Annotated in this window: 19 protein-coding genes; 14 read left to right on the forward strand and 5 right to left on the reverse strand. The window is 72.5% G+C overall.

The features are described from left to right. The first annotated feature begins 107 nt into the window (after positions 1–107). Genes AB0H86_RS17940 through AB0H86_RS17950 form a run of 3 tightly spaced genes read left to right on the forward strand, consistent with a single transcriptional unit; the run spans position 108 to position 4,230 of the window. A complete protein-coding gene (locus AB0H86_RS17940; protein WP_362438835.1) occupies positions 108–1,553 on the forward strand; it encodes an FGGY family carbohydrate kinase in 1,446 nt (481 codons plus the stop codon). Continuing rightward, positions 1,550–3,010 carry an FAD-dependent oxidoreductase gene (locus tag AB0H86_RS17945; RefSeq protein WP_362438838.1) on the forward strand — a complete coding sequence of 487 codons (1,461 nt, stop codon included), beginning with the start codon at positions 1,550–1,552 and terminating at the stop codon, positions 3,008–3,010. Before AB0H86_RS17940 ends, AB0H86_RS17945 begins: the two co-directional genes overlap by 4 nt. After that, a complete protein-coding gene (locus AB0H86_RS17950) occupies positions 3,007–4,230 on the forward strand; it encodes an FAD-dependent oxidoreductase (RefSeq protein WP_362438841.1) in 1,224 nt (407 codons plus the stop codon). The genes AB0H86_RS17945 and AB0H86_RS17950 overlap by 4 nt, the downstream gene beginning before the upstream one ends. A gap of 14 nt (positions 4,231–4,244) precedes the next feature. Here the strand turns inward: AB0H86_RS17950 and AB0H86_RS17955 are convergent, their stop codons facing one another. Beyond that, the gene (locus tag AB0H86_RS17955; protein WP_362439676.1) at positions 4,245–5,171 is read right to left on the reverse strand and encodes a lysylphosphatidylglycerol synthase transmembrane domain-containing protein; all 927 of its coding nucleotides are present in this window, start codon (positions 5,169–5,171) and stop codon (positions 4,245–4,247) included. Between the two features lie 302 nt (positions 5,172–5,473). Between AB0H86_RS17955 and AB0H86_RS17960 the strand changes: the two genes are divergently transcribed. Further along, positions 5,474–7,375, forward strand: a complete 1,902-nt coding sequence (locus AB0H86_RS17960; RefSeq protein WP_362439679.1) for an ABC transporter ATP-binding protein — start codon at positions 5,474–5,476, stop codon at positions 7,373–7,375. A 25-nt stretch (positions 7,376–7,400) separates the two neighbouring features. Here AB0H86_RS17960 and AB0H86_RS17965 read toward each other — a convergent pair whose 3' ends face one another. From AB0H86_RS17965 to AB0H86_RS17975, 3 genes are all read right to left on the reverse strand, one after another. Continuing rightward, positions 7,401–8,219 carry a hypothetical protein gene (locus AB0H86_RS17965; protein ID WP_362438844.1) on the reverse strand — a complete coding sequence of 273 codons (819 nt, stop codon included), beginning with the start codon at positions 8,217–8,219 and terminating at the stop codon, positions 7,401–7,403. A 41-nt stretch (positions 8,220–8,260) separates the two neighbouring features. After that, positions 8,261–9,526 (reverse strand): glycosyltransferase family 4 protein, encoded by a 1,266-nt coding sequence (locus tag AB0H86_RS17970; RefSeq protein ID WP_362438846.1) that lies wholly within the window; start codon positions 9,524–9,526, stop codon positions 8,261–8,263. A 101-nt stretch (positions 9,527–9,627) separates the two neighbouring features. Further along, positions 9,628–9,843: a hypothetical protein gene (locus tag AB0H86_RS17975; protein ID WP_362438848.1), complete on the reverse strand. Its 216-nt coding sequence runs from the start codon at positions 9,841–9,843 to the stop codon at positions 9,628–9,630. Positions 9,844–10,115: 272 nt separating this feature from the next. On the opposite strand from AB0H86_RS17975, the gene AB0H86_RS17980 reads away from it, so the two are divergent. The 5 genes from AB0H86_RS17980 to AB0H86_RS18000 all read left to right on the forward strand — a co-directional run bounded on the left by AB0H86_RS17980 (position 10,116) and on the right by AB0H86_RS18000 (position 13,686). Continuing rightward, positions 10,116–10,775, forward strand: coding sequence for a hypothetical protein (locus AB0H86_RS17980; protein ID WP_362438849.1), 660 nt, complete (start codon positions 10,116–10,118; stop codon positions 10,773–10,775). A 40-nt stretch (positions 10,776–10,815) separates the two neighbouring features. Further along, positions 10,816–11,562 carry a YcnI family protein gene (locus tag AB0H86_RS17985; RefSeq protein WP_362438850.1) on the forward strand — a complete coding sequence of 249 codons (747 nt, stop codon included), beginning with the start codon at positions 10,816–10,818 and terminating at the stop codon, positions 11,560–11,562. 90 nt (positions 11,563–11,652) lie between these two features. Beyond that, a complete protein-coding gene (locus AB0H86_RS17990) occupies positions 11,653–12,378 on the forward strand; it encodes a hypothetical protein (protein WP_362438851.1) in 726 nt (241 codons plus the stop codon). Between the two features lie 157 nt (positions 12,379–12,535). Further along, positions 12,536–13,171, forward strand: coding sequence for a sigma-70 family RNA polymerase sigma factor (locus tag AB0H86_RS17995; RefSeq protein WP_362439682.1), 636 nt, complete (start codon positions 12,536–12,538; stop codon positions 13,169–13,171). Positions 13,172–13,332: 161 nt separating this feature from the next. Next, positions 13,333–13,686, forward strand: a complete 354-nt coding sequence (locus AB0H86_RS18000; protein WP_362439685.1) for a helix-turn-helix domain-containing protein — start codon at positions 13,333–13,335, stop codon at positions 13,684–13,686. Between the two features lie 86 nt (positions 13,687–13,772). Here the strand turns inward: AB0H86_RS18000 and AB0H86_RS18005 are convergent, their stop codons facing one another. Further along, positions 13,773–14,627: a helix-turn-helix transcriptional regulator gene (locus tag AB0H86_RS18005; RefSeq protein WP_362438852.1), complete on the reverse strand. Its 855-nt coding sequence runs from the start codon at positions 14,625–14,627 to the stop codon at positions 13,773–13,775. A 193-nt stretch (positions 14,628–14,820) separates the two neighbouring features. Between AB0H86_RS18005 and AB0H86_RS18010 the strand changes: the two genes are divergently transcribed. The 5 genes from AB0H86_RS18010 (at position 14,821) to AB0H86_RS18030 (ending at position 21,852) form a co-directional block, all read left to right on the forward strand. Further along, positions 14,821–15,603 carry an SDR family oxidoreductase gene (locus AB0H86_RS18010; RefSeq protein ID WP_362438855.1) on the forward strand — a complete coding sequence of 261 codons (783 nt, stop codon included), beginning with the start codon at positions 14,821–14,823 and terminating at the stop codon, positions 15,601–15,603. Between the two features lie 76 nt (positions 15,604–15,679). Beyond that, positions 15,680–15,895 (forward strand): 4-oxalocrotonate tautomerase family protein, encoded by a 216-nt coding sequence (locus tag AB0H86_RS18015; protein WP_362439688.1) that lies wholly within the window; start codon positions 15,680–15,682, stop codon positions 15,893–15,895. A 124-nt stretch (positions 15,896–16,019) separates the two neighbouring features. Further along, positions 16,020–17,006 carry a hypothetical protein gene (locus tag AB0H86_RS18020; RefSeq protein WP_362438858.1) on the forward strand — a complete coding sequence of 329 codons (987 nt, stop codon included), beginning with the start codon at positions 16,020–16,022 and terminating at the stop codon, positions 17,004–17,006. 44 nt (positions 17,007–17,050) lie between these two features. Beyond that, positions 17,051–18,910: an HSP90 family protein gene (locus AB0H86_RS18025; RefSeq protein WP_362438861.1), complete on the forward strand. Its 1,860-nt coding sequence runs from the start codon at positions 17,051–17,053 to the stop codon at positions 18,908–18,910. Between the two features lie 2 nt (positions 18,911–18,912). After that, positions 18,913–21,852 carry a hypothetical protein gene (locus AB0H86_RS18030; RefSeq protein ID WP_362438864.1) on the forward strand — a complete coding sequence of 980 codons (2,940 nt, stop codon included), beginning with the start codon at positions 18,913–18,915 and terminating at the stop codon, positions 21,850–21,852. Positions 21,853–22,420 lie beyond the last annotated feature (568 nt).

The following is a 22,420-nucleotide window of genomic DNA, read 5'->3' on the forward strand; positions in this document are numbered from 1 at the left end:
CCATCAGTCAGTGGACGGAGCGAGGTCGTCGCTGGTCGGAGGCCCTTGACGCGGTGCGGGAGGCGGCGGCAGGCTGGCGGGGCCGTGATCACCGAGGGAGGGGCGGGATGACAGGTCCGGTGCTCGCCGTCGACCAGGGCACGTCCGGCACCAAGGCTCTGGTGATCTGTCCCGAACGGGGTGTCATCGGCGCCGGGTTCGCCGCAGTACGGCCCCGCCATCTGCCCGGCGGCCTGGTGGAGGTCGACCCCGCCGAGCTGTACGACTCGGTCGTCGACGCGGGCCGGCAGGCCCTGGCCGAGGCCGGGGAGCCCGTCGTCGCGCTGGGCCTCGCCAACCAGGGCGAGACCGTGCTCGCCTGGGACCCGGCGACCGGCCACCCGCTCACCGCCGCCCTCGTCTGGCAGGACCGCCGCGCCGAGTCCGTGTGCGCCGAACTCGCCGAACACGCCGACGAACTGCGCCGGCTGACCGGACTGCCGCTCGACCCCTACTTCGCCGCGCCCAAGATGGCCTGGATACGACGACACCTCACCGCCGAGGGAGTCGTCACCACCAGCGACGCCTGGCTGGTCCACCGCCTCACCGGCGCCTACGTCACCGACGCCGCCACCGCCGGCCGTACCCAGCTCCTGGACCTGGACCACGCACGATGGTCGCCGCGGGCGCTCGACCTGTTCGACCTGTCAGGCGAGCGGCTCCCGGAGGTCGTCGAGAACGCCGGTCCGGTCGGCACCACCACCGCGTTCGGCACCGATCACCCGATTCCGCTCACCGGACTCGTCGTCGACCAGCAGGCCGCCCTGCTCGCCCAGCGCGTCACCGCGTCCGGCGGCGCCAAGTGCACCTACGGCACCGGCGCGTTCCTGCTCGCCCACACCGGTGACACACCGACGCGGGGCACCTCCGGACTGGTCGGCTGTGTCGCCTGGCGGCTCGCCGGACACACCAGCTACTGCCTCGACGGCCAGGTGTACACGGCCGCCTCCGCCGTCCGCTGGCTCGCCGACCTCGGCGTCATCGGGGGCGCCGCCGACCTCGACACCGTGGGCGGTGCCGTACCCGACAGCGGGGGCGTCACCTTCGTCCCCGCCCTCGCCGGACTCGCCGCCCCCTGGTGGCGCGGCGACGTGCGCGGCTCGCTCACCGGACTGGGCCTCGACACCGGCCCCGGGCACCTGGTGCGCGCGCTGTGCGAGGGGCTGGCCGCACAGGTGGTCTCGCTCGCCGAGGCCGCCGCGACCGACCTCGGCGAGACACCGGCCGTGCTCCGCGTCGACGGCGGCCTGACCCGCTCCGCCCTGCTCATGCAGACCCAGGCCGACCTGCTGCAACGCCCCGTGGAGGTGTCGGCGCTGCCCGACGCGACAGCTCTGGGCGTGGGCGCTCTGGCCCGGCTCGGCGCCGAACCGGGACTGACCCTCGCCGACGCGCTTCCGGACTGGAAGCCCGCCGCCGTGTACGAGCCACGCGTCCGCGCCGACCAGGCCGCCGAACGCCTGGCGCGCTTCCGGGCCGCGGTGACCGCGCTGCTCGACGGGCCGGCCGGATGACGGTCACCCGCCGCGGCCCGCTGCCGTCGGCGACGTACGACGTGGCGGTCGTCGGCGCCGGAGTCGTCGGCTGCGCCATCGCCCGCGCCCTCGCCCGCCACCCCGACCTGCGGGTCGCCCTCGTCGAGGCGCGGGACGACGTCGGCCAGGGCACCTCCAAGGCCAACACCGCGATCCTGCACACCGGTTTCGACGCGGTCCCCGGTTCGCTGGAGGCACGCCTGGTCAGGGAGGGCGCCCGGCTGCTGGCCGGCTACGCCGCCGAGTCCGGCATCCCCGTCGAACCCGTCGGCGCGCTCCTCGTCGCCTGGGACGAGGAACAACTCGCCGCGCTGCCCCGCCTCGCCGAGAAGGCCGAGCGCAACGCCTACCGGGACACGCGGGTGATCGGTCCCGCCGAACTGTACGACCGCGAGCCGCACCTCGGCCCCGGTGCGCTCGCCGCCCTGCACGTGCCCGGCGAGAGCATCGTCTGCCCCTGGACGACGACCCTGGCGTACGCCACCCAGGCCGTCCGTCACGGCGTCGACCTGCACCTCGACTGCCCGGTGCGGCAGGCGAGTCGGCGGGACGGCTCGCATGTCCTCGCCACCGGCCGGGGCACCCTGCGCGCCCGCTGGCTGGTCAACGCGGCCGGTCTGCACGCCGACACGCTCGACCGGCACCTCGGCCACGACGACTTCACGGTCACCCCACGCCGGGGCCAGCTGCTCGTCTTCGACAAGCTCGCCCGCGCCCTGGTCCGGCACATCCTGCTGCCCGTCCCCACCGCCCTCGGCAAGGGAGTCCTGGTCGCCCCCACGGTGTACGGCAACGTGCTGCTCGGACCGACCGCCGAGGACCTCGACGACAAACAGGCCACCGGCTCCACCGCCGAGGGGCTCGCCCTGCTCCGTGACCAGGGCCGCCGCGTCCTGCCCGAACTGCTCGACGAGGAGGTCACCGCCGTCTACGCGGGCCTGCGCGCCGCGACCGAACACGACGACTACCGCATCTCGGCCCACCCCGAGCAGATGTACGTCACCGTCGGCGGTATCCGCTCCACCGGTCTGACGGCGTCCCTCGCCATCGCCGAACACGTGACAGGTCTGCTCACCGACGCCGGCCTGGACCCGGGCCCGGCACGGGAGTTGGACCCGGTCCGCATGCCCAACCTGGGCGAGGCCTTCCCACGCCCGTACCAGCGGCCCGACCTGATCGCCGCCGACCCGGAGTACGGCACCCTCGTCTGCCACTGCGAGCGCGTCTCCCGCGGGGAGATCCGCGACGCCCTGAACAGCACGATCCCGCCGGCCGGCCACGACGGACTGCGCCGCCGGACCCGGGCGAGGGCCGGGCGCTGCCAGGGCTTCTACTGCGGGGCGACGGTGCGCGCACTCTTCGAGGAGGCACTGTCCGAGGAGGCACCGCCCGACACCGGGTTGGTGCGGAACCCGGCCGAGGAGGCCCGGCCGTGAGCGCGGGACGCGAGGTCGACGTCCTCGTCGTCGGTGCCGGACCCGCCGGGCTCGCCGCCGGAGCCCGGCTGGCCGCCGCCGGCGTGCGTCGGGTGGAGATCCTGGACCGGGAGCGGCAGGCCGGGGGAGTACCCCGGCACTGTGCCCACGGCGGCTACGGCACCCTGCTGCACCCCCTGACCGGCCCCGCCTACGCCCGCCTCCTGGTCACCGCCGCCGAGCGCGCGGGAGCCGTCGTACGCACCGGAGTGACGGCCCTCGACTGGGACGGGCCCCTGGCACTGCGCACCGTCGGCCCGCAGGGACCCGAGACCGTCCGCGCCCGCGCGCTCGTCCTGGCCACCGGAGCCCGCGAACGCCCCCGCGCCGCACGTCTCGTGCCCGGCACCCGCCCCGCCGGGGTCTACACCACGGGCGAACTCCAGCAGGCCGTCCACCTGTACGGGCAGCACATCGGCACGCGCGCGGTGGTGGTCGGAGCGGAGGACGTCTCCTACGCCGCCGCCGACACCGTACGTTCCGCCGGAGCCCGGGTCGTCGCGATGCTCACCGACCTGCCCCGCCCCCAGACCACACCCGCCCGCGCCCTCGACACCCGGCTGCGCCACGGCATCCCGCTCCTCGCCGACACCACGGTCACCGAACTCCTCGGCCACGGACGGCTGTCGGGCGTGCGGGTACGCCACCAGGACGGCAGGACGGCCGTACTGCCCTGCGACACCGTCGTGTTCACCGGCGACTTCGTACCCGACCACGAACTGGCCCGGCGCGGCGGACTCGCCCTCGACACCGGCACCCGCGGCCCGGCCGTCGACGGCGCCCTGCACACCTCGCGTCCCGGTGTGTTCGCCGTCGGCAGTGTGCTGCACGCCGTGGCGAGCGCGGCCACCGCGACCCGCGAGGGCGTCCACGCGGCCGGCGCGGTCCTGGAGACGCTCGCCGCCGGAGCCGTACGGCAGGTCGGCGTCCCCCTGCTCGTTGATCCGCCCCTGCGCTGGATCGCCCCGAACCGTGTCACTCCGGCCGACCGGCTGCCGTACATCCTGCGGACCTCGGTCCCACTGTCCCGGCCGGTCCTGCGGATCACCCAGGACGGCCGTCTCCTGCACCGCGCACGTCTGTCACCGGGCACGGCCCTGCCCAACCGAACCCTGACCCTGACGGCCCACTGGACGGGCCGCATGGACCCGAAGGGCGGGCCGGTGCGGATCTCGGTGTGACGCACGGGCGCCGGTCAGATCACCTTCAGCCGTACCAGGGCGCCCAGCGTCAACGCTCCCGGCACCAGCGGCAGCCAGACGGTGATGATCCGGAAGGCCAGCACCACCGCCGTGGCGACCGCGGCCGGGCCGCCCGCCGCCACCAGCGCCACGACCAGCGCAGCCTCCACCGAGCCGATCCCGCCCGGCGTGGGCACCAGCGCGACGGCCACCGTCGCCGCCAGGTAGGCGACCGCCATGTGCGCGGGCGGCACCGGCAGTCCCAAGGCCTGCCCCACCGCGGCCAGCCCGGCCGCCTGCAACGCGGGGAACGCCAGCGAGCCGCCCCACAGGGCGAACGCCCGCGCGGGCCGGGTGTGCACCGAGCGCGCCTCGCCGAACGCGGTACGCAGGAAGGAACACGCGGCCGTACGCAGTCGTCGTACGCCCGCCAGCACACCCGCGGCGACGAGCAGGGCCGCGCCGACCGCCAGCAGCAGCGGGCCGACCGCCCCGTCCGGAAGGAGGGGGCCCAGCCGCAGCGCGTCGGGGAAGACGACGAGCAGCGCGGCCAGCAGGCTCAGCCGGCCGATCGTCTCGGCCAGCATGTACAGCGCCAGCGCGGCGGACGAGCGGGCGAGCGGAATTCCGCACACCGTCATGAACCGCAGGTTGACCGCGCTCGCGCCCAGCCCGGTCGGCAGCAGATGGTTGGCCGCGCCCGCGGCGAACTGGGTGGCCAGCAGCCGCCGCTTCGGCAGCGCCTCGACGACGGCACCCTGCCGGGTCACGGAGGCGGCCACCCAGGTCAGACACGTGGCACCGATCGCGGCCACCAGCCAGGGCCACTGGGCATGCCGCAGATGGCCGAAGCCCTCGGCGAGCACCGACCGGTGCTGGACCGCGACGACGGTGACGAGCAGGAGCGGAAGCAGACACAGGATCTGGCGGATCCGACGGATCGGGACGCGACGGGGGAGTCGTCCCTCGGGGATGTCGGATCGTTCGGAGAGGTCGGCGAGGTCGGAGACGTCGTCGGCGAGGTCGCAGATGTGGGAGAAGTCGGGGTGTTCGGGGCGGCCGGGGATCTCGGGGAGGTGTACCGCTGTCACAGTCGGCAAGGTTTCCCATCCCGCGCCAACTGCGGGTTGCGGAAGCGGGGACAGGGGCTTACGTACGGTCATCGGATCCTTCGTACTGTCGGGACAGCGGGGGTTCCCTTGACCTCAAGCATGCTTGAGGCTCTACGGTCCCTCCTATGAGCATGGAGACCACGGCCTGGACACAACTGCACAGTGTCATGAACGCCGAGCAGGAACGACGCCCCCTGGCCCGCGCCACGCTGCGCCGCATCGGGGCGTTCGCCCGCCCGCACCGCCGCCGCATCGCGCGGTTCGTCGCCCTCGGAGTGGTGACCGCGCTGCTCGCCGTCGCGACCCCGGTCCTCGCCGGACGGGTCGTGAACGCGATCGTGTCGGGCGACGACGAGGGCACCGTTGTCCGCCTGGCCCTGCTCATCGCGTTGATCGCCCTTGCGGAGGCGGCGCTCGGCATCCTCGGCAGACGCCTGTCGGCGTCGCTCGGGGAGGGACTCATCCTCGATCTGCGGACCGCTGTGTTCGATCATGTGCAGCGCATGCCGGTCGCGTTCTTCACACGCACTCGTACGGGTGCGCTCGTCTCCCGTCTCAACAATGACGTCATCGGCGCCCAGCGCGCCTTCAGCAACACCCTGTCCGGAGTGGTCAGCAACCTGGTCACGCTGGTCCTCACCCTCGCCGTCATGCTCACGCTCTCCTGGCAGATCACCCTTCTCGCGCTGGTGCTGCTGCCGGTGTTCGTGGTCCCGGCCCGGCGGATGGGCAGCCGCATGGCCCGGATGCAGCGGGAGGCGGCGGCGCTGAACGCGGCGATGGGCACCCGCATGACCGAGCGCTTCTCCGCCCCCGGCGCCACCCTGGTCAAGCTCTTCGGCCGTCCGGAGCAGGAGTCGAAGGAGTTCGCGGTCCGGGCTCGCCAGGTCCGGGACATCGGCGTACGGACGGCGATGGCCCAGTCCGTGTTCATCACCGCCCTGACCCTGGTGTCGGCCCTGGCGCTGGCCCTCGTCTACGGCCTCGGTGGCTGGTTCGCCCTGCGCGGCACCCTCGACCCGGGCGCCGTCGTGGCCCTCGCGCTGCTCCTGACCCGCCTGTACGCCCCGCTCACCGCGCTGGCCGGCGCCCGCGTCGAGGTGATGAGCGCCCTCGTCAGCTTCGAGCGGGTCTTCGAGGTGCTCGACCTGAAGCCGCTGATCGAGGACAAGCCGGACGCCCGCGAGGTCCCCGACGGCCCGGTTGCCGTCGAGTTCGACCAGGTCCGCTTCGGCTACCCGTCAGCCGACAAGGTCTCCCTCGCCTCCCTGGAGGAGGTGGCCGCCCTCGACACCCGGGGCGGCGCCGTGGTCCTGCACGGCATCTCCTTCCGCGCCGAACCCGGACAGACCGTCGCCCTCGTCGGCTCGTCCGGCGCCGGCAAGTCGACCGTCGCCCAACTGCTGCCGCGGCTGTACGACGTCGACGAGGGCGCCGTCCGGGTCGGCGGTGTCGACGTCCGCGACCTGAGCGCGCGGTCCCTGCGGGAGACCCTCGGCATGGTCACCCAGGACGGGCACCTCTTCCACGACACCGTCGGCGCCAACCTCCTGCTCGCCCGTCCCACGGCGACCGAGGAGGAGCTGTGGGACGCCCTGCGGCGCGCCCGCCTGGACGACCTCGTACGCTCCCTGCCCGACGGCCTCGACACCGTGGTCGGCGAACGCGGCTACCGGCTCTCCGGCGGCGAACGCCAGCGGATGACCATCGCCCGGCTGCTGCTGGCCCGCCAGCGCGTCGTCATCCTCGACGAGGCCACCGCCCACCTGGACAACACCTCCGAGGCGGCCGTCCAGGAGGCGCTCACCGAGGCGCTGGAGGGCAGGACGGCCGTCGTGATCGCCCACCGGCTGTCCACGATCCGCGGCGCGGACCAAATCCTGGTGGTCGAGGCCGGCCGGATCGTGGAACGCGGCACCCACGAGGAACTGCTCGCCCTGGACGGACGGTACGCGCAGCTGCACCACACACAGTTCACGCAGAAGCCGGGCGAGCTGGCGCCGATCGCCTCGGAGGACGGGGCGGCGGCCTGACCAGGGGCGCCGCCGGAGCCTCGCCTCAGCCGGCCTTCGTGACCTTCACGGAGAGGTCGTTGTCGACGGTGTAGTAGGGGTGCACGAGGGCACCTCCGACCGTGACCGTCGGATAGACGAACACCGCCTTGCGGTCCGCCACGTCGTCGAGGAGCCTGGCCATCCGGATGGGAGACGCTTCCGGCGCGGGTTGCACGAAGGCGTCCCAGATGCCGCTCCCGGCGCCCGTCCCGGTGGCCAACTTCTCGTAGTCGACGGTGAAGGAGAAGCTTCGGTCGTCGTCTCCGGCCCGTGGTTCGAAGGTGTGTACGGCGCCGTCGCCGCTTCGCCGACGCAGGCGCACGACGGCTCCTTCCCGGAGTGAGGCGCCGTGCAGACGGGCGCCGACGGTCATCGACCGGTCCGTGACCTCGATGCCGGCGGCCTCCGCGTGGGCGGTGCGCCGCCAGGCCCGGATCGCCAGATGGCCGTCCTTGGTCACGTACGGAATCCGGACGGCGAGAGGTGACCGCCGGTCACGAAGGTGTCCGTCGACGAGGACTCGTACGTCGCGCGGCCCCGGCAGCAGACGCAGTCGCCGGGACTCGGGGTCCTGGAGGAGGAAGACGTCCCACCGGCCTTCCGCGAGAACGGGCCGGGTGTCCAGGACGGCACGTCGGCCGCCGTCGCCGGTCGGCTCCAGGTCGAGGACGTGGAGGGTCTTCTCCGGCTGTCCCTTCTTCGGACGCAGCCGAAGCAGCAGCTGGTTGGCCTCCGCCGGCCGCGACGGCACGTCGAACGTGATCCGGCCGTCCGTGTCGACCGCACAGCCGACGCGTGGCCGCGCCTCAGGTTCCGCGCTCACCGCTGTCCCTTCCGCCTCTTTCGTCCCTTCCGGTTCCGTGCTCACCGCTGCCCCCTTCGTACGACGCGCAGCGCGTTGCCCGCCGCGGTGATCGCGGTGTCGCGAGCGGCGAAACCCTTGCTGACCAGGACCCGGTGCACGGGGGCGCGTTCCTGGGCGACCGGTTGTCCCGCCCGTCTCGCGGAGACCGCCTCGGCCAACAGCCGCTCGGCCTGCTCGACCACCGGGCCGGGGGCGAACCGCCGGGCGTTCTCCAGGGCCGCACGACCCATGCGGCGGCGGTGCTCGTCGTCACGGACGAGTTCCAGCAGGGCCGCACCCATCGCGTCACGGTCCCCGACCGGTACCAGCCGGCCGTCGACGCCGTCCTCGATGATCTCAGCGGGCCCGTGCGGGCAGTCGGTGCTCACCACCGGCAGGCCGCAGCGCATTGCCTCGACGATCGTCATCCCGAACGGCTCGAAGTTGGAGGCGGCCGCGCCGATCGAACCCTTGACCCACTCCGCCTCCATGGGTGCCACCGCACCCATCAGGAAGACGTTGTTGTACAGACCGAGCTCCGATATCAGCCCTCGCAGCCGGTCGTGCTCCTCGCCCTTGCCGTAGATGCGCAGCTGCCAGTCGGGGCGTTCGGCGACGACCATGGCGAAGGCCTCGATGAGCAGGTCGTACCGCTTCACCGGGACCAGCCGGCCGGCCGCGACGACGACCTTCGCGGTGCCGTCCGCGGCCGGCAGGCCGGGGTCCGGCACGCTGTTCGGGAGGGCCTCCACCCGCACCCCGGGCAGTCGCATCTTGCGCCGGTAGGCGGCGGCGTCCGCCTCGGTCACCGTGGTGAGCGCGTCCAGCCGGCGGTAGGCGGCGCGCAGCGCGCCGCGCAGCCGGGGTGAATGGTTGTCCAGGGTGAGGTGCTCCTGCCCGACGCGTGCGACATGGCGCGGAGCCTGGAGCGCGAGATGCACGTTGAGCCCCGGCCGGGTTCCGATCACCACGTCGGCGTCGATCGTGGCGAGGCACTCGCCGATCCGCTGGTCGGTCAACTCGCTGTACTGGCCGTGCCGGTACTCGGAGCGGGGGAACACCTTCGCCGGTCGGAGATGTAACGGGTGCTCCTTCTCCTGCCTGAGGTCCACCAGCGGCCGCAGCGAAACCCTCGGGTCCAGGGTGAAGTTCGGATGCTCCCGGTGCCGCAGCACAGAGACGATCTCCACGTCATGGCGCTCGGCGAGTGCCTGGGCCAGATTGAAGGTGGTGGTGATCGTGCCTCCGATTCCATAGGCGTTGTGGAGCAGGAAAGAGATCTTCATAGTGGACTGGACCACGCGAAGTGCCGCACGGTTGCGTCTCGTTACCACTTCGTAGCGCCCCCGGACCTACGACCGCGTCAGGCGGGCGCCGGGACGTCGGGTCAGGGCAGCGCGATGCCGTCCAGCTTGCCCGCCTTGGCGTCGCCGACCAGGTTGGAGAACTGGTCGAAGCTCATCTGGACGCGCTGACCGAAGTCGTCGGTCAGGATGATCCGCTGCTCCGCCGGGGCGTTCGGGTCGACGAACAACTGGGGACAGCCGCAGTCGCACTCTCCGCAGAACGTCGCGACGGGCCGCAGTCCGCTGGTGTCGGTCATGGTGCTCCACCTCCGTGGGCATGGGGTCGCGGCGCGTCGGCGTCCCGGGCCGGCGGTCGCGAGGACTGTCCGGGGGATACCCGGCGTCAGCGACGCGGACGCCCGCTGCCGGTGTGTGCGAGGGGCGCGCCGGGCGGCGAGTGTGCGCTCCTGCTCCTACGGCTGCTTCCCTTGCTTCGATTTCACCCGGTGCGGCGGGAACTGAACAGGGTCCGCGTCCGACTCGTAGGGAGGAGGCAGGTCGGCCGGACAGGACGTGGGCGGTGGTACGCATGCGCAGACGAGGGGAGCGCGTCTCGGGCGGCATGGCAGCATCGGCCGATGTGAGTGCGTCCCTGGCGGTTCGGAGCCTGCGCGCGGCGGTGTTCGCCGTGCTGTGTGTGCTGCTCGCCACCGCGGGACATGTGCTGGCCACGGGCGCGGCCCCGCCGGTGTGGACGCAGATCGCGGGCGGGGTGCCCGTCTTCCTGGCCGGTTGCGTGTTCAGTGGGCGGGAACGGGCGCTGGCCGGCATCGGTGGCGGGACGCTGGCCGTCCAGGGCGGGCTGCACTACGCGTTCGACGCCACCCGCCCGCATGCCGTGATGGCCATGCAGGGCATGCGGATGTCCCACGTCCACGCTCATGCCCACGTCCACGCCCACACCCATGCTTTGACGCCGCACGCCACCGCCGCCCATGTCGGGGCGGCCGTCGTCCTGACCTGGTGGCTGCGGCGCGGTGAGGCCGCGTTGTGGTCGCTGCTGCGGTGGGCGGCCGCGTTCGTACCCGGGCTCGCTGCCTGGTGGCAGGTGGCGAGAGGAGCGCGGGGACCTGTCGTGCCGCGTCCGGTACGTCGGGTCGCCAGTGAGACTCGGCCGTCGCGTCAGCTGCGGCTGCGGTACGCCGTACACCGGCGCGGACCGCCGACGGGGATGTCGTACGTCATCTGACCCCCGACATCCCTTCCTCAGTACGGAGACCAACCCACCCATGTCCACGACACGCACCACCCTGCGCCGCGTCGGTCTCGTCACCGCGCTGGCCACCGCCGCAGTGCTCACCGCCGGCGGCGTAGCCTCCGCGCATGTCACCGTGCACCCCGACAGCTACGCGAAGGGAGCCACGGACGGTGTCCTCACCTTCCGGGTCCCCAACGAGGAGGACACCGCCGACACCACCAAGGTCCAGGTCTTCCTGCCCACCGATCACCCCGTCCTCGGGGTGCTCGTCTCCCCGCAGGACGGCTGGACCGCCAAGGTGACGAACACGAAGCTGAAGACACCGGTCAAGACCGACGACGGCACGATCACCGACGCCGTCTCCGAGATCACCTGGACCGGCGGGAAGATCGGAGCCGGCCAGTACGAGGACTTCGACGTCGCCTTCGGTCAACTGCCCGAGGACACCGGCCAGTTGACGTTCAAGGCACTCCAGACGTACTCCGACGGCAAGATCACCCGTTGGATCGACGAAGCCGAGTCGGGTGGCGAGGAGCCGGAGAACCCGGCGCCGGTCGTCAAGCTCACGGCCAAGGTCGCGCAGGGCGAGGGCAGCAGCGCCTCGACGACCTCTTCAGGGGTACCGAGGAGTGCCGACAGCTCGACGTCGGCCACGTCCAGCAGTGACTCGACGGCCCGCGGGCTCGGCATCGCCGGGTTGATCGTGGGCCTGCTGGGGCTGGCCGCGGCGGCGTTCGCCGTCGTACGCGGCCGGTCCGCCGGTTCTCGGCGCGAGTAGAACGCGCCTGCCCTGAGTAGTGAGTGCGGACCTGTGGAGATTTCCGTACCCCGTATGACGAGCGATGTCCGGATGCGAGGATGAGGCGCCATGACAGCAGGGTGGTGTTCTCGCACGCTACGGGCCGCGGTGTTCGCGGCCGTCTGTGTGCTGCTCGCCGCCCTGGGCCACGTCATGATGTCCGGCAGCCACGTGCCCGCGTGGACGCTGGCCGCCGGGGTGGCCGCGACCGGTGTCGCGGGCTGGTGCCTGGCGGGCCGTGAGCGCGGGCTGCCGCTGATCATGACCGCCGTGGTCGCCACCCAGACGGCGTTGCACTCGGCGTTCTCACTCGCGCAGTCGGCGAGCGCGGCTCCCACGGGTCACGGCATGGAGCCCCTGACCATGGGGCCCCGGGGCATGGGCCCGATGAATATGGGTCCCACGCACATGGGGCCGTTGCACAGGCGCTCCATGGACTCCATGGACGCCATGGATACGGGCCACATGGACGTGGGTCACATGGACGTGGGCCACATGACCCACTCGGGCTCATCCCTGGTCGACTCCTCGTCGTTCGGCATGCTCGCCGCCCACCTGCTGGCCGCCCTGCTGTGCGGGCTGTGGCTGGCCTACGGCGAGAAGGCCGCTTTCCGGATCCTGCGGGCCGTGGCCGGATGGCTGGCGGCTCCGCTGCGGCTGCTGCTCGCGCTCCCCGCCCCCGCGGACCGCCCGCGCGTCCGTGCGCGCCGACGTCGCTCGGACCGGGCGCCGCGTCTCCTCCTCGTCCACGCGATCACCTCTCGGGGTCCGCCCCTGGGGACCTCTGTCGTCTGAAGACAGTCGGTTTCCCGAGGCAGCTCCACGCGCCTAGGGCATCGGCCGTACGCCCACGCAGGCGTCGTACGGCCGTCTCCCCACTCACCGGACCGCACCGTTCGCGCTCTCCCGCGCCACCGGCCCGGATCATGGATGACGAGAAGGACACCAGGTGATCACTTCTGTCTCGCCCGCCTCACGCGACGAAGGCCACAAGGGCGAGAAAAGCGAGAGAACGGCATCGCTCGACGAGTCGATAACCGCATGGGCCCTCGCCGCACGAGGCGGTGACGCGGACGCGGTCGAGCACTTCGTGCGCGCCCTGCACCGCGACGTCCAGCGGTACGTCGCCCACCTCTGCGGCGATCCCCAGGCCGTCGACGACCTGGCACAGGACACGTTCCTGCGCGCGCTGGGCAGCCTGCACCGGTTCGAGGGCCGTTCCTCGGCCCGCGCGTGGCTGCTGTCCATCGCCCGCCGCGCGGTGATCGACAGCTACCGGCACGCCTCCGCCCGGCCCCGCCTGTCCGACGTACCGGACTGGCAGTTGGCCGTCGAGAACGCCCAGCCGCGGGACCTGCCCGGCTTCGACGACGGCATCGCCCTGCTCGATCTGCTGGCCTCCCTTCCGGACGAGCGTCGGGAAGCCTTCGTCCTCACCCAGATGGTCGGCCTGCCGTACGCGGAGGCGGCCGAGGCCGGCGACTGCCCGGTCGGCACGGTCCGTTCACGCGTGGCCCGCGCCCGGGCGACCCTGATAGATCTTCTCGACGAGGGCGGAACCGCCGACGCCCTGCTGGCAACTGGCTGACCGTGACGGATCGTTCGGCGGCGCTCGTCCGGCGTTCGCCGTTCGCCGTTCGGCCACGCTCCGGTCGCGTGACGAGATGCGCTATCTGCTCGGAAGTGTCACCTTCGAAGTACGGTATGGGTGTGGAAGTAAGTGAGACGACGCTCGTGGACCGTGTGCGGATGGCCGACGGCGGCACGACGTGCCCGCACCGCGTGGCCATGGAGCACGTCACGAGCCGCTGGGGCACCCTGGTCCTGATCGCGCTGCTGGACCGCTCCTACCGCTTCAGCGAACTGCGCCGGGAGATCGGCAAGGTCAGCGAGAAGATGCTGACCCAGACCCTGCAGACCCTGGAACGCGACGGCCTGGTCCACCGCGACGCCAAGCCCGTGATCCCGCCCCGCGTGGACTACCGCCTCACGGACCTCGGCCGCGAGGCCGCCGAACAGGTCCGCGGCCTCGCGCAGTGGACGGAACAGCGGATAGCGGCGATCCAGAAGGCCCGCGAGGAGTACGACACGGCGAAGGCGTGACCATCGGGCCTGAGGCCGGTCGACCTCGTCGAGCGCAGTCGCGGTCACCTTGCGCAGCTGACTCGGACGTGCGGCGGGGCCAACTGTCACTCTTGCGTGCTGAGAGTCATGTCCTGCGTGCCGATCACGGAGAGAAGCTGCAGCTGGGCGGCGCCTTCGGTGCCGGGTGGAGCGCTGAACCACAGCAGACGCTGGCGCCCGTCCTCGCTGAACAGGCTGTGGCAGTCAAGCTCGATGACACCCAGCGTGGCGTGCACGATGCGTTTGTGGTCGGTCCGTCGCAGGGCGACATCGCGGGTGTCCCACAGGTCGGCGAACTCCTGGTTGCGCCGCCGTAGCGCGGCCACCATCTCGTGCACCTCGGTGTCGCAGCCGCGCCGGGCGGCGACCGCCTGGAGGTCGGCGACGAAGACCCGCGAGTGGTGGGGGTGGTCCTCGGCCGGGTAGAGAGTGCGGGCGTCGGGGTCGGTGAACCAGCGGTGGACGAAGCTCGCCGCGGGGCCGCGCACCGCCGGGGGCCGGCCGACGAGCGCGGCGGCCAGGGGGTTCTGGACCAGGGTCTCGTGCAGGTCGGTGATGACCTGGGCGGGAGTGGTGGTGAGCTGGTCCAGCAGACCGAGCAGGGCCGGCTGCACATGTGCGGTGGGGCCGTGCGCGGCCGGGGGGACGAGACGGTCGGCGAGATGGAACAGATGGTCCCGCTCGTCGCCGTTCAGACGCAGCGCCCGGGCCAGGGCGGCCAGCACCTGAGCCGAGGGCTGGGTGCCGCGGCCACGTTCCAACTCGGTGTAGTAGTCGGCGGACAGACCCGCCAGTTGGGAGACCTCCTCGCGTCGCAGTCCGGGCACCCGGCGCCGCGGACCAGTGGGCAGGCCGACGTCGGACGGGCGGACGCGGGCGCGCCGTGACTTCAGAAACGCGGCGAGTTCGGAGTGGTTCACGCTCCCCATCGTCGCTCGCACCGGTGTCCTGAGCCAGGGGGTGCCAACCCCTGGGTAGAGACAGCCCTGGTTGGCGCGGCAGTACCGGCGCACGCTGGAGACGCAAGCAGGGAGCAGCCGGTGACGACACCGACGCCCCCGCCACGATCCACCCGTCGTGGCGTTCCGTATCCGGCAACTCGTAGGAGTCTCCATGTCGACCCAAGGAACCGCGACGAGCCGCGCCGCGGTCGACCACCCCGCGGGCCGGTCCCGCGTCGCCATCGTCACCGGAGGTTCCCGAGGTATCGGCCGCGAGACGGTGAGTCGGCTGGCCGCTGACGGATTCGCCGTCGTGGTCGGCTACTCGGGCAGTCGTGATCTGGCCGAGGCCGCCGTCAAGGAGGTCAGGGCCGCCGGCGGCCGGGCGGTCGCCGTCCAGGCCGACGTCGCCGACGAGCATCAGGTGGCCGCGCTGTTCGACGCCGCCGAGTCCGAGTTCGGCGGCGTCGACGTGGTCGTCCACGCGGCCGGCCGGCTGTACCTGTCTCCGGTCGCCGACCTGGACCTGGCCGAGTTGGACGCGGTTCACCGCACCAACATCCGCGGGAGCTTCGTCGTCGCCCGGCAGACCGCCCGGAAGATCCGCGGCGGCGGCGCGATGGTCACCTTCTCCACGTCCGTGGTGGGCCTCGCCTTTCCGGGCTACGGCGCCTACAGCGCCAGCAAGGGTGCCGTCGAGGCGCTCACGATGATCCTCGCCCGAGAACTGCGCGGCCGGGACGTCACCGTCAACGCCGTCGCCCCCGGCCCCACCGCCACCGACCTGTTCCTCGACGGCAAGGACGAGGAGACCATCGCCCGCTTGGCCGCCCAGCCCCCGCTGGGACGGCTCGGCACCCCCGCCGACATCGCGGAGGTCGTCGCCTTCCTCGCCTCGCCGGCCGGGCACTGGGTCAACGGCCAGGTGATCCGCGCCAACGGCGGCATCATCTGACCCCTCGCACCCCGCAGGCAGCTCCCTCCCACCCATTTCAGTAACCCACAACCCCATTCAAGAAATGAGAACCACCATGCCGTTCGCCAACTTCAAGGTCGTTGCCGGCACCCTCGACGAGAAGCAGAAGGAGAAGATCGTCACCCGCACCACCGAGCTCTACGTGGAGATCTACGGGGAACGGGCCCGCGCCAACACCATGGTCCTCGTCGAGGAGGTCACCGACGGCGGCTGGGGCATCGGCGGCAACGTCCTGACGCTCGCGATGCTCGAGCACACGCCCGAAGCCTGAGGACCACGGCGGAGCAGTGACAGTACGGCGCCGATGACGCCGTGTACGACGCCTGTGGAAGCGGTGTCGGTGGGCCCGTTTATGCTGCCCCGGACGATCACGCGGGACCAGGGGAGGGCGCGGCATGTTCGGCAAGCTGTTAGGCAGGGGCGCGGAGAGACAGGCGGCGGATCCGCACGCCCTTCCCGTCCCGCGCAGGCAGAGGAACGGGACGTACACGCTGCGCGCGCTCGGGGACGCGCGGGTGCTCGCGCTGGTGGAGGCCGCCCAGGCGGGCGACTGGGAGGCGGTCAGGGCCGCCCTGGCCCCCTTCGATCTCGGCCGCGACCACCAGGTCCTGGGTGAGCTGGCCGACTTGGACGGTGTGCAGGACTGGATCGGCCGGGCCGTCGAGGAGGACAAGGAGCACCGGGCGACCGCCCTGCTGATATCCGGGACGCGCCACATCAGCTGGGGCTGGGAGGCACGCACCGCCGCGCGTGCCGTGAACGTCACGCAGGACCAGTGGCGGGTCTTCCACGAGCGGCTCGACATCGGCGAGGAACACCTGCTCGAGGCCGCCGAGTTGCGGCCGGACTGGGTCACGCCGTGGTGCCGTCTCCTCACCTCCGGCCGCGGTATGTCGCTGGGCCCCGCCGTCAACGAGACCCGGCTCGACGCCGCCCTGCGCCGCGACCCGCTGGACCTGGAGACCCATCTCGAGTGGGTGTCGCAGTTGCAGCCGCGTTGGGGTGGCGAGCCGGGGCAGGCACTGGCGTTCGCCCGCGAAGCCTTCGCCGACGCGCCCGACGGGCATCGTCTCGGCTGTGTGATCGCCATGGCCCACATCGAGGAGTGGGTGGAGTCGGACCACCAGGACCATCTCGACACACCTGGGACCCAGGACGAGTTGAGGGAGGCGGCCGGACGCAGCATCCTCCACCCCGCCTACGAGCGGCGTCCGGGCTGGCAGGAGGACTTCAACATCTTCGCCATGGCCCTCGCCCTGTCCACCGAGAGCATCGTGGCCCCGCGCGTCTTCCACGAGCTGGACGGCGCCTACACCCCGTGGCCCTGGAAGTACATGGCACAGCCGGAGAAGGCGTACGCCCGCTTCCGGCGTCGCGCCTGACTCCGCCCCCGCCTGCCACCGATCACCTCACCCCGGACTGCCCGATGACTCTGCCCGACACCCCCTTGAGCCCGGCCGCCGGCGCCGACCGCACCTTCCAGGTGGATCTGCGCGGCCTCGTCGACCTCCTCTCCCACCACCTCTACTCCAGCCCCCGCGTCTACCTGCGCGAACTGATGCAGAACGCCGTGGACGCGCTGACCGCCCGGCACGCCCTCGAACCGCCCGCACCCGCCGACGCCTTCGGCATCCGTCTGTACGCCGACGGTTCGGTGGTCCGCGTCGAGGACGACGGCGTCGGCCTCACCGAGGCCGACGTGCACACCTTCCTCGCCACGATCGGCCGCAGCAGCAAGCGCGCCGAGGGTATAGCCGAGCAACGCGCCGACTTCATCGGCCAGTTCGGAATCGGCCTGCTCTCCTGCTTCCTGGTCGCGGACGAGATCCACGTCCTGAGCCGATCCGCCCGCACCCCCGACGCCCCCGCCGTGGAGTGGCGGGGACGCGGCGACGGCAGCTACACCGTCCGTACCCTGCCCGCCACCGCCCGCCCCCGGCCCGGCACCACCGTCACGCTGACGCCGCGCGCCGACGCGGGCGAGTGGACCCGCCCGGCGCAGGTGCACGCGCTGGCCCGGCACTTCGGCTCCCTGCTGCGCCACCCGGTGACCTTCGACGACGGCACCGGCGGCGCGGGCGGCCCGGGCGCGTCCGTCAACCCCGAGCCCGCACCCTGGGCGCGTACGTACCCCACGCCGGGAGCCCGTTCCCGTGCGCTGGCCGCATACGGCGCGGACGTCTTCGGATTCACGCCGCTGGACACCATCGAGCTGGACCTGCCGGCCGTGGGCCTGAAGGGCATCGCGTGCGTGCTGCCCGAGACGGTGCCCGCCGGGCGTCGTCACGGCCACCGCGTGCACGTCAAGGGCATGCTGCTGTCCGAGCAGGCCGAGGAGATCCTGCCCGAGTGGGCCTTCTTCGTCCGCTGCGTCGTCGACGCCGAGAGCCTGCGCCCTACGGCGTCCCGCGAGTCCCTGTACGAGGACGACACGCTCGCCGCCGTCCGCGACGCCCTTGCCGACCGGCTGCGCGCGTGGATCGCCCGGGCCGCCGCCAGTGACCCGGACCTGCTCGCCCGCTTCCTCCAGGCCCACCACCTGGCCGTGAAGTCGCTCGCGGTGCACGACGACGAAATCCTGCGGATGCTGTTGCCCTGGCTGCCGTTCGAGACCACCGACGGGCACACCACCCTCGACGAGTTCGCGCGCACCCACCGCACCGTGCTCGTGACGTCGAGCGTGGAGGAGTTCCGGCAGGTCGCCGCGATCGCCTCGGCCGCCGGACTCGGCGTCGTCAACGGGGGCTACACCTACGACCGTGAACTGGTCCACCGGCTGCCCGAGATCAGGCCCGATGCCGCCGTCGCCGACCTCGACCCCGAGACCCTCACCGCCCACCTCGATCCCGTCGACCGGGAGACGGAACTCGCCGCCGCGGCCTACCTCGCCCGGGCCCGTGACGTCCTCGCCGTCTTCGACTGCGACGTCGCGCTGCGCACCTTCCAACCCGCCTCCGCCCCCGCCCTCCTCGTCGACAGCCGCGAGGCCCGGCACGAGCGCACCCGGTCCCAACTCGCCCGTGAGCAGGAGGGCGGCCTGTGGGGCGACATCCTCGGCGCCCTGCGTCAGGAGGCTCCGCGGGCCCAGCTGATCCTCAACCAGCTCAACCCGCTGGTGCGCACCGCCGTCACCATCGACGAGCCCGAGCTGGCCCGCACCAGTGCCGAAGCCCTCTACGGGCAGGCCGCGATGCTGTCCCGGCGCCCGCTGAGGCCATCCGAATCGAGCCTCATCAACCGCTCCTTCCTCGACCTGCTCGCCCACGCCCTCCGCAAGGACAGCTGACGATGCCGACCGCACCCCATCCCCAGAACACAGACGAGCTGCACCAGGCGCTCCAGGAGAACGACCGGCGCCCCTACGGACGCACCCGCACCGTCACCGCCGAGGAACTCGTCGACGCCGCCGAGCAGTTCGCGGAACCCGTCCCGCTCATCCACGCGCTCCTCGAACTCCAGGAGGCGTACACCTACGGCTCCGAGCCCCGGAAGTCGCCCGTCGTCTTCGCCCGCCTGCTCACCCTCTTCGACGAGCAGCCCGACGTCTTCGACGAGCGCCTGCGCCACATGCTGTTCTGGCGGTTCAAGTGGGTGTCCAACGCCCTGCGCGCGTTGCCCGAGATACCGCTGGCCAGCCTGCGCCAGTGGCTGACGGAGATGCGCGACCGCTACGAGAAGGCCGGCCTCGGCCTCCAGCCCTACTACGGGCAGGCGTACCAGCTCGCCGCCCACGTCGGCGAGGACACCACCTTCGCCTACGAGTTGTGGGCGGGCCGCACCCGCACCCGGCTCAGCGACTGCGAGGCCTGCGAGATCTGCGAGCGCGCGCTGCACCACCTCACCGCGGGCGACGACAAGCGGGCGCTGCGCACCTGGGAGCCGGTCCTGGCCGGGAAGGAATCCTGTCAGGAAGAGCCGGCCCGCTCCGTCTCGCACGCGCTGTTGCCCCTGCTGCGCACCGGCAGCACCGACCGGGCCCGGGAACTGCACCTCGCCGGCTACCGCAGCTGTCGCCGCAACCCCTCGATGTCCCCGGAGGTCGGCCGGCACCTGGAGTTCTGCGCACTCACCGGCAACGAGGCACGCGGCCTGGAACTGCTCGCCGAGAACCGGAGCCTGTTCGACGAGGTCGACTCGCCGCTGGACCTGCTCAGTTTCCTCACCGGCGTGGAGGTCCTCCTCCAGCGCGTCGAGCTCCTCGGCCACGGCGAACTGCCCGCCGCCGGGTACGCGGGCCGCACCTGGACGGTGGCCGACCTGCGCGCCGAGGTGCGCGGCCGCGCCGACGACCTCGCCGCCCGCTTCGACGCCCGCAACGCAACCACGGCCCACACCGACCGCCGCAGGGCCCGCCTCGACCGCGCCCCGCTCCTGGACGCACTGGAACTGACCTTGCGCGGCCGCGGTCTCGACGACGTCGCCCCGGCGGCACCGGCTGCCGCGCCGGCCGCCCGTACAGCCGCCGCCGTCCCCGACTCACCGGCCGAACTCATCCTCCGAGCAAGGGCCTTGGACGAGGAGGGGCACCCGGACTCACAGGCCTGCTGGGCGCGGCTGCGCACGCTCGCCGCCGCCCGCGACTACACCCACCCCGACGACCCGGCCGTGGGCCCGCTCGTACAACTGCGCGCGGACCTGCTGGCCGAAGAGGCGAGCCGGGCGGGCGAGAAGGACGAGTTCGCCGACGCCGCCGCCCTCCACGAGGAGGCCGCGGCCCTGTACGACGACGCCGGACTGCCGGGGCACGCGGCGCTCGCCCGCGCCTTCGCTCTGCTCCGCGCCGCCGAGACCCCCGCACAAGGCGCCGACGGAGCCGAGGCGAAGGCCGCCGCGCTGACCGCCGCCCACGCGTCCATGGTTCGCCTGCACGAGGAGACGCCCGGCCTCGCGCCGTTCCAGGAGGCCCGGCTGCTGCGGCTGCGGGCCAGCGCGCTCGGCGTGCGCCTGCAGACGTCAAGGAGCGAGGCGCATGTCGCGCCGGTCCTCGCCGAGGCGGATCTGCTGCACGCGTTCGCCACCCGGCACGACCTCGTCGGGCAGATCTCCGGCAGCCTGCTGCTGCGGGCCAGCACGTACGCCATCTCCGGCGACCTGCCCGCCGCGGTCACCGAGATCGACGCCCTCCTCGACCAGCAGAAGGCGCACGGTCCCGCCTGGCACCTGCCCCGCACGCTCGGACTGCGCGGCCGGCTCCAACTCGGCCTCCAGGACGCGCAGGCCGCGCACGCGAATCTGACCGAAGGCCTGCGACTGGCCGCCGAGTGGCCTGCCGACGCTGTCGACGCCGCCCGCCTTCACGGTGATCTGGCCGAGGCCTGCATGCACCTGGGCAGCCCCGACGAGGCCCTGCGGCACCTGACGCGCTCCGCGGAACTGGAGCTTCGCCGCGGCAGCCGGACGGACGCGTTCTGCACGTACAGCAACGCGGCTCAGCTCAGCCTCGACCTGGGCCGCGTCGAGGACTGCATCGCTCTGCTCGACTCTCTGCTGGCGGAACCGGACGTCGCCGCCGGGGAGTTGGACGACCGGATCGTCGCCCAGCTGCGCCTGACCCGCGCCCGCGCGCTGCACGCGGGGGAGGACCTCAAGGCCGCCACGGCGGAGTTCGTCGCCCTCGCGGCCGAGTCGGCCGGCTGGGACGACGACCCGGCAAGCCACGCCATGATCGCTGCCCAGACGGCCGTACTCCTGGGCGAGTCAGGCGAGTTCGGCCGGGCCCGCGAGGCCGTGGACCAGGCACTCGTTGCCCACGCCCAGGCCCCGAGCTACGAGCAGCTCAGCAACTGCCTGCGCGAACTGGCCCGTCTCCAGGTCCAGCAGCAGGGTTCCGACGGCCTGGCCGACGCCCTCGCCCTCCTCGCCGACGCCGGCCGGATCGCCGACGAGGCCCGCGTCGCCGAACACGAGGCCCACGGCCGCTCCCTGGACACCGCTCTGGCCTACGAACACGGACGGGTCAACGCCCACGCCGGCGAGTACGAGGCCGCCCTGGCCGCCCTGGAGAAGGCCCTCGCTCTGCTCGGCGAGCCGGGAAGGGACGACGACCGCGCCGGCGAGTGGGCCGAGTGTGTCCGCCTCGCGGGTGCGGTGGAGGGCATCTACCTGGAACGCCCCGCCCCCGCCCTCACCCGCCTCGACGCGGCGATCTCCCGCCTGACCGCCCTGGGCCACACCGAGGAGACCGAGGCGCTGATCTCCCTGGTGGCCCGGCTGCGCGACGAGGAGTGACGCGGCGGTGCCGGGGCGACAAGTCGCCCCGGCACCGATGCCCACCTCCCCGGGCCATCGACGATGAGCGGGCCCGGAGACGGCGAAGCGCCGTGCGTCTGGAAGAGGCCCAGCTTCTTGCTCGCGCCCGCGACGCGGCGGGCGACCGCGTGACGCCCACCTGATTCAGCGGGCGGTGGCCTGCCGGCGGTTCGTCACCGTGAGGAGCGATCAGTGGGCGGACGCACCTCCAGGGCTTCCCCCCTTATTTGCGTGGCGGTCCGCTCAGCGGACTCCCAACGTTCTGGGACCGGACCGGTTGGCCGAATAATGAGCCCACTCAGTTCCAGGGGCTTCGCTGAGAGGCGGCTTCATGAGTGATACCGCCGCGAGAGCACCCACAGAACCCGTCAGGCCCCAGGCATTACTCGGACCGATCTCCACAAGAGTCGGCTGAGCAGCAGCTCTCGTCACACAGGGTGCAATATCACGAGCACCGGCCACACCCCGGCGCTCACTCACAGTGCCGCGTCCAGGCCATTCGTTTGCGGCAGCAATCCACAAGAGCGCGACTCGAGTGTTCTGCATT

Origin of the sequence: Streptomyces sp. NPDC050997, from assembly GCF_040660135.1 — a bacterium.
In the GTDB taxonomy this organism is placed as follows: Bacteria; Actinomycetota; Actinomycetes; order Streptomycetales; family Streptomycetaceae; genus Streptomyces.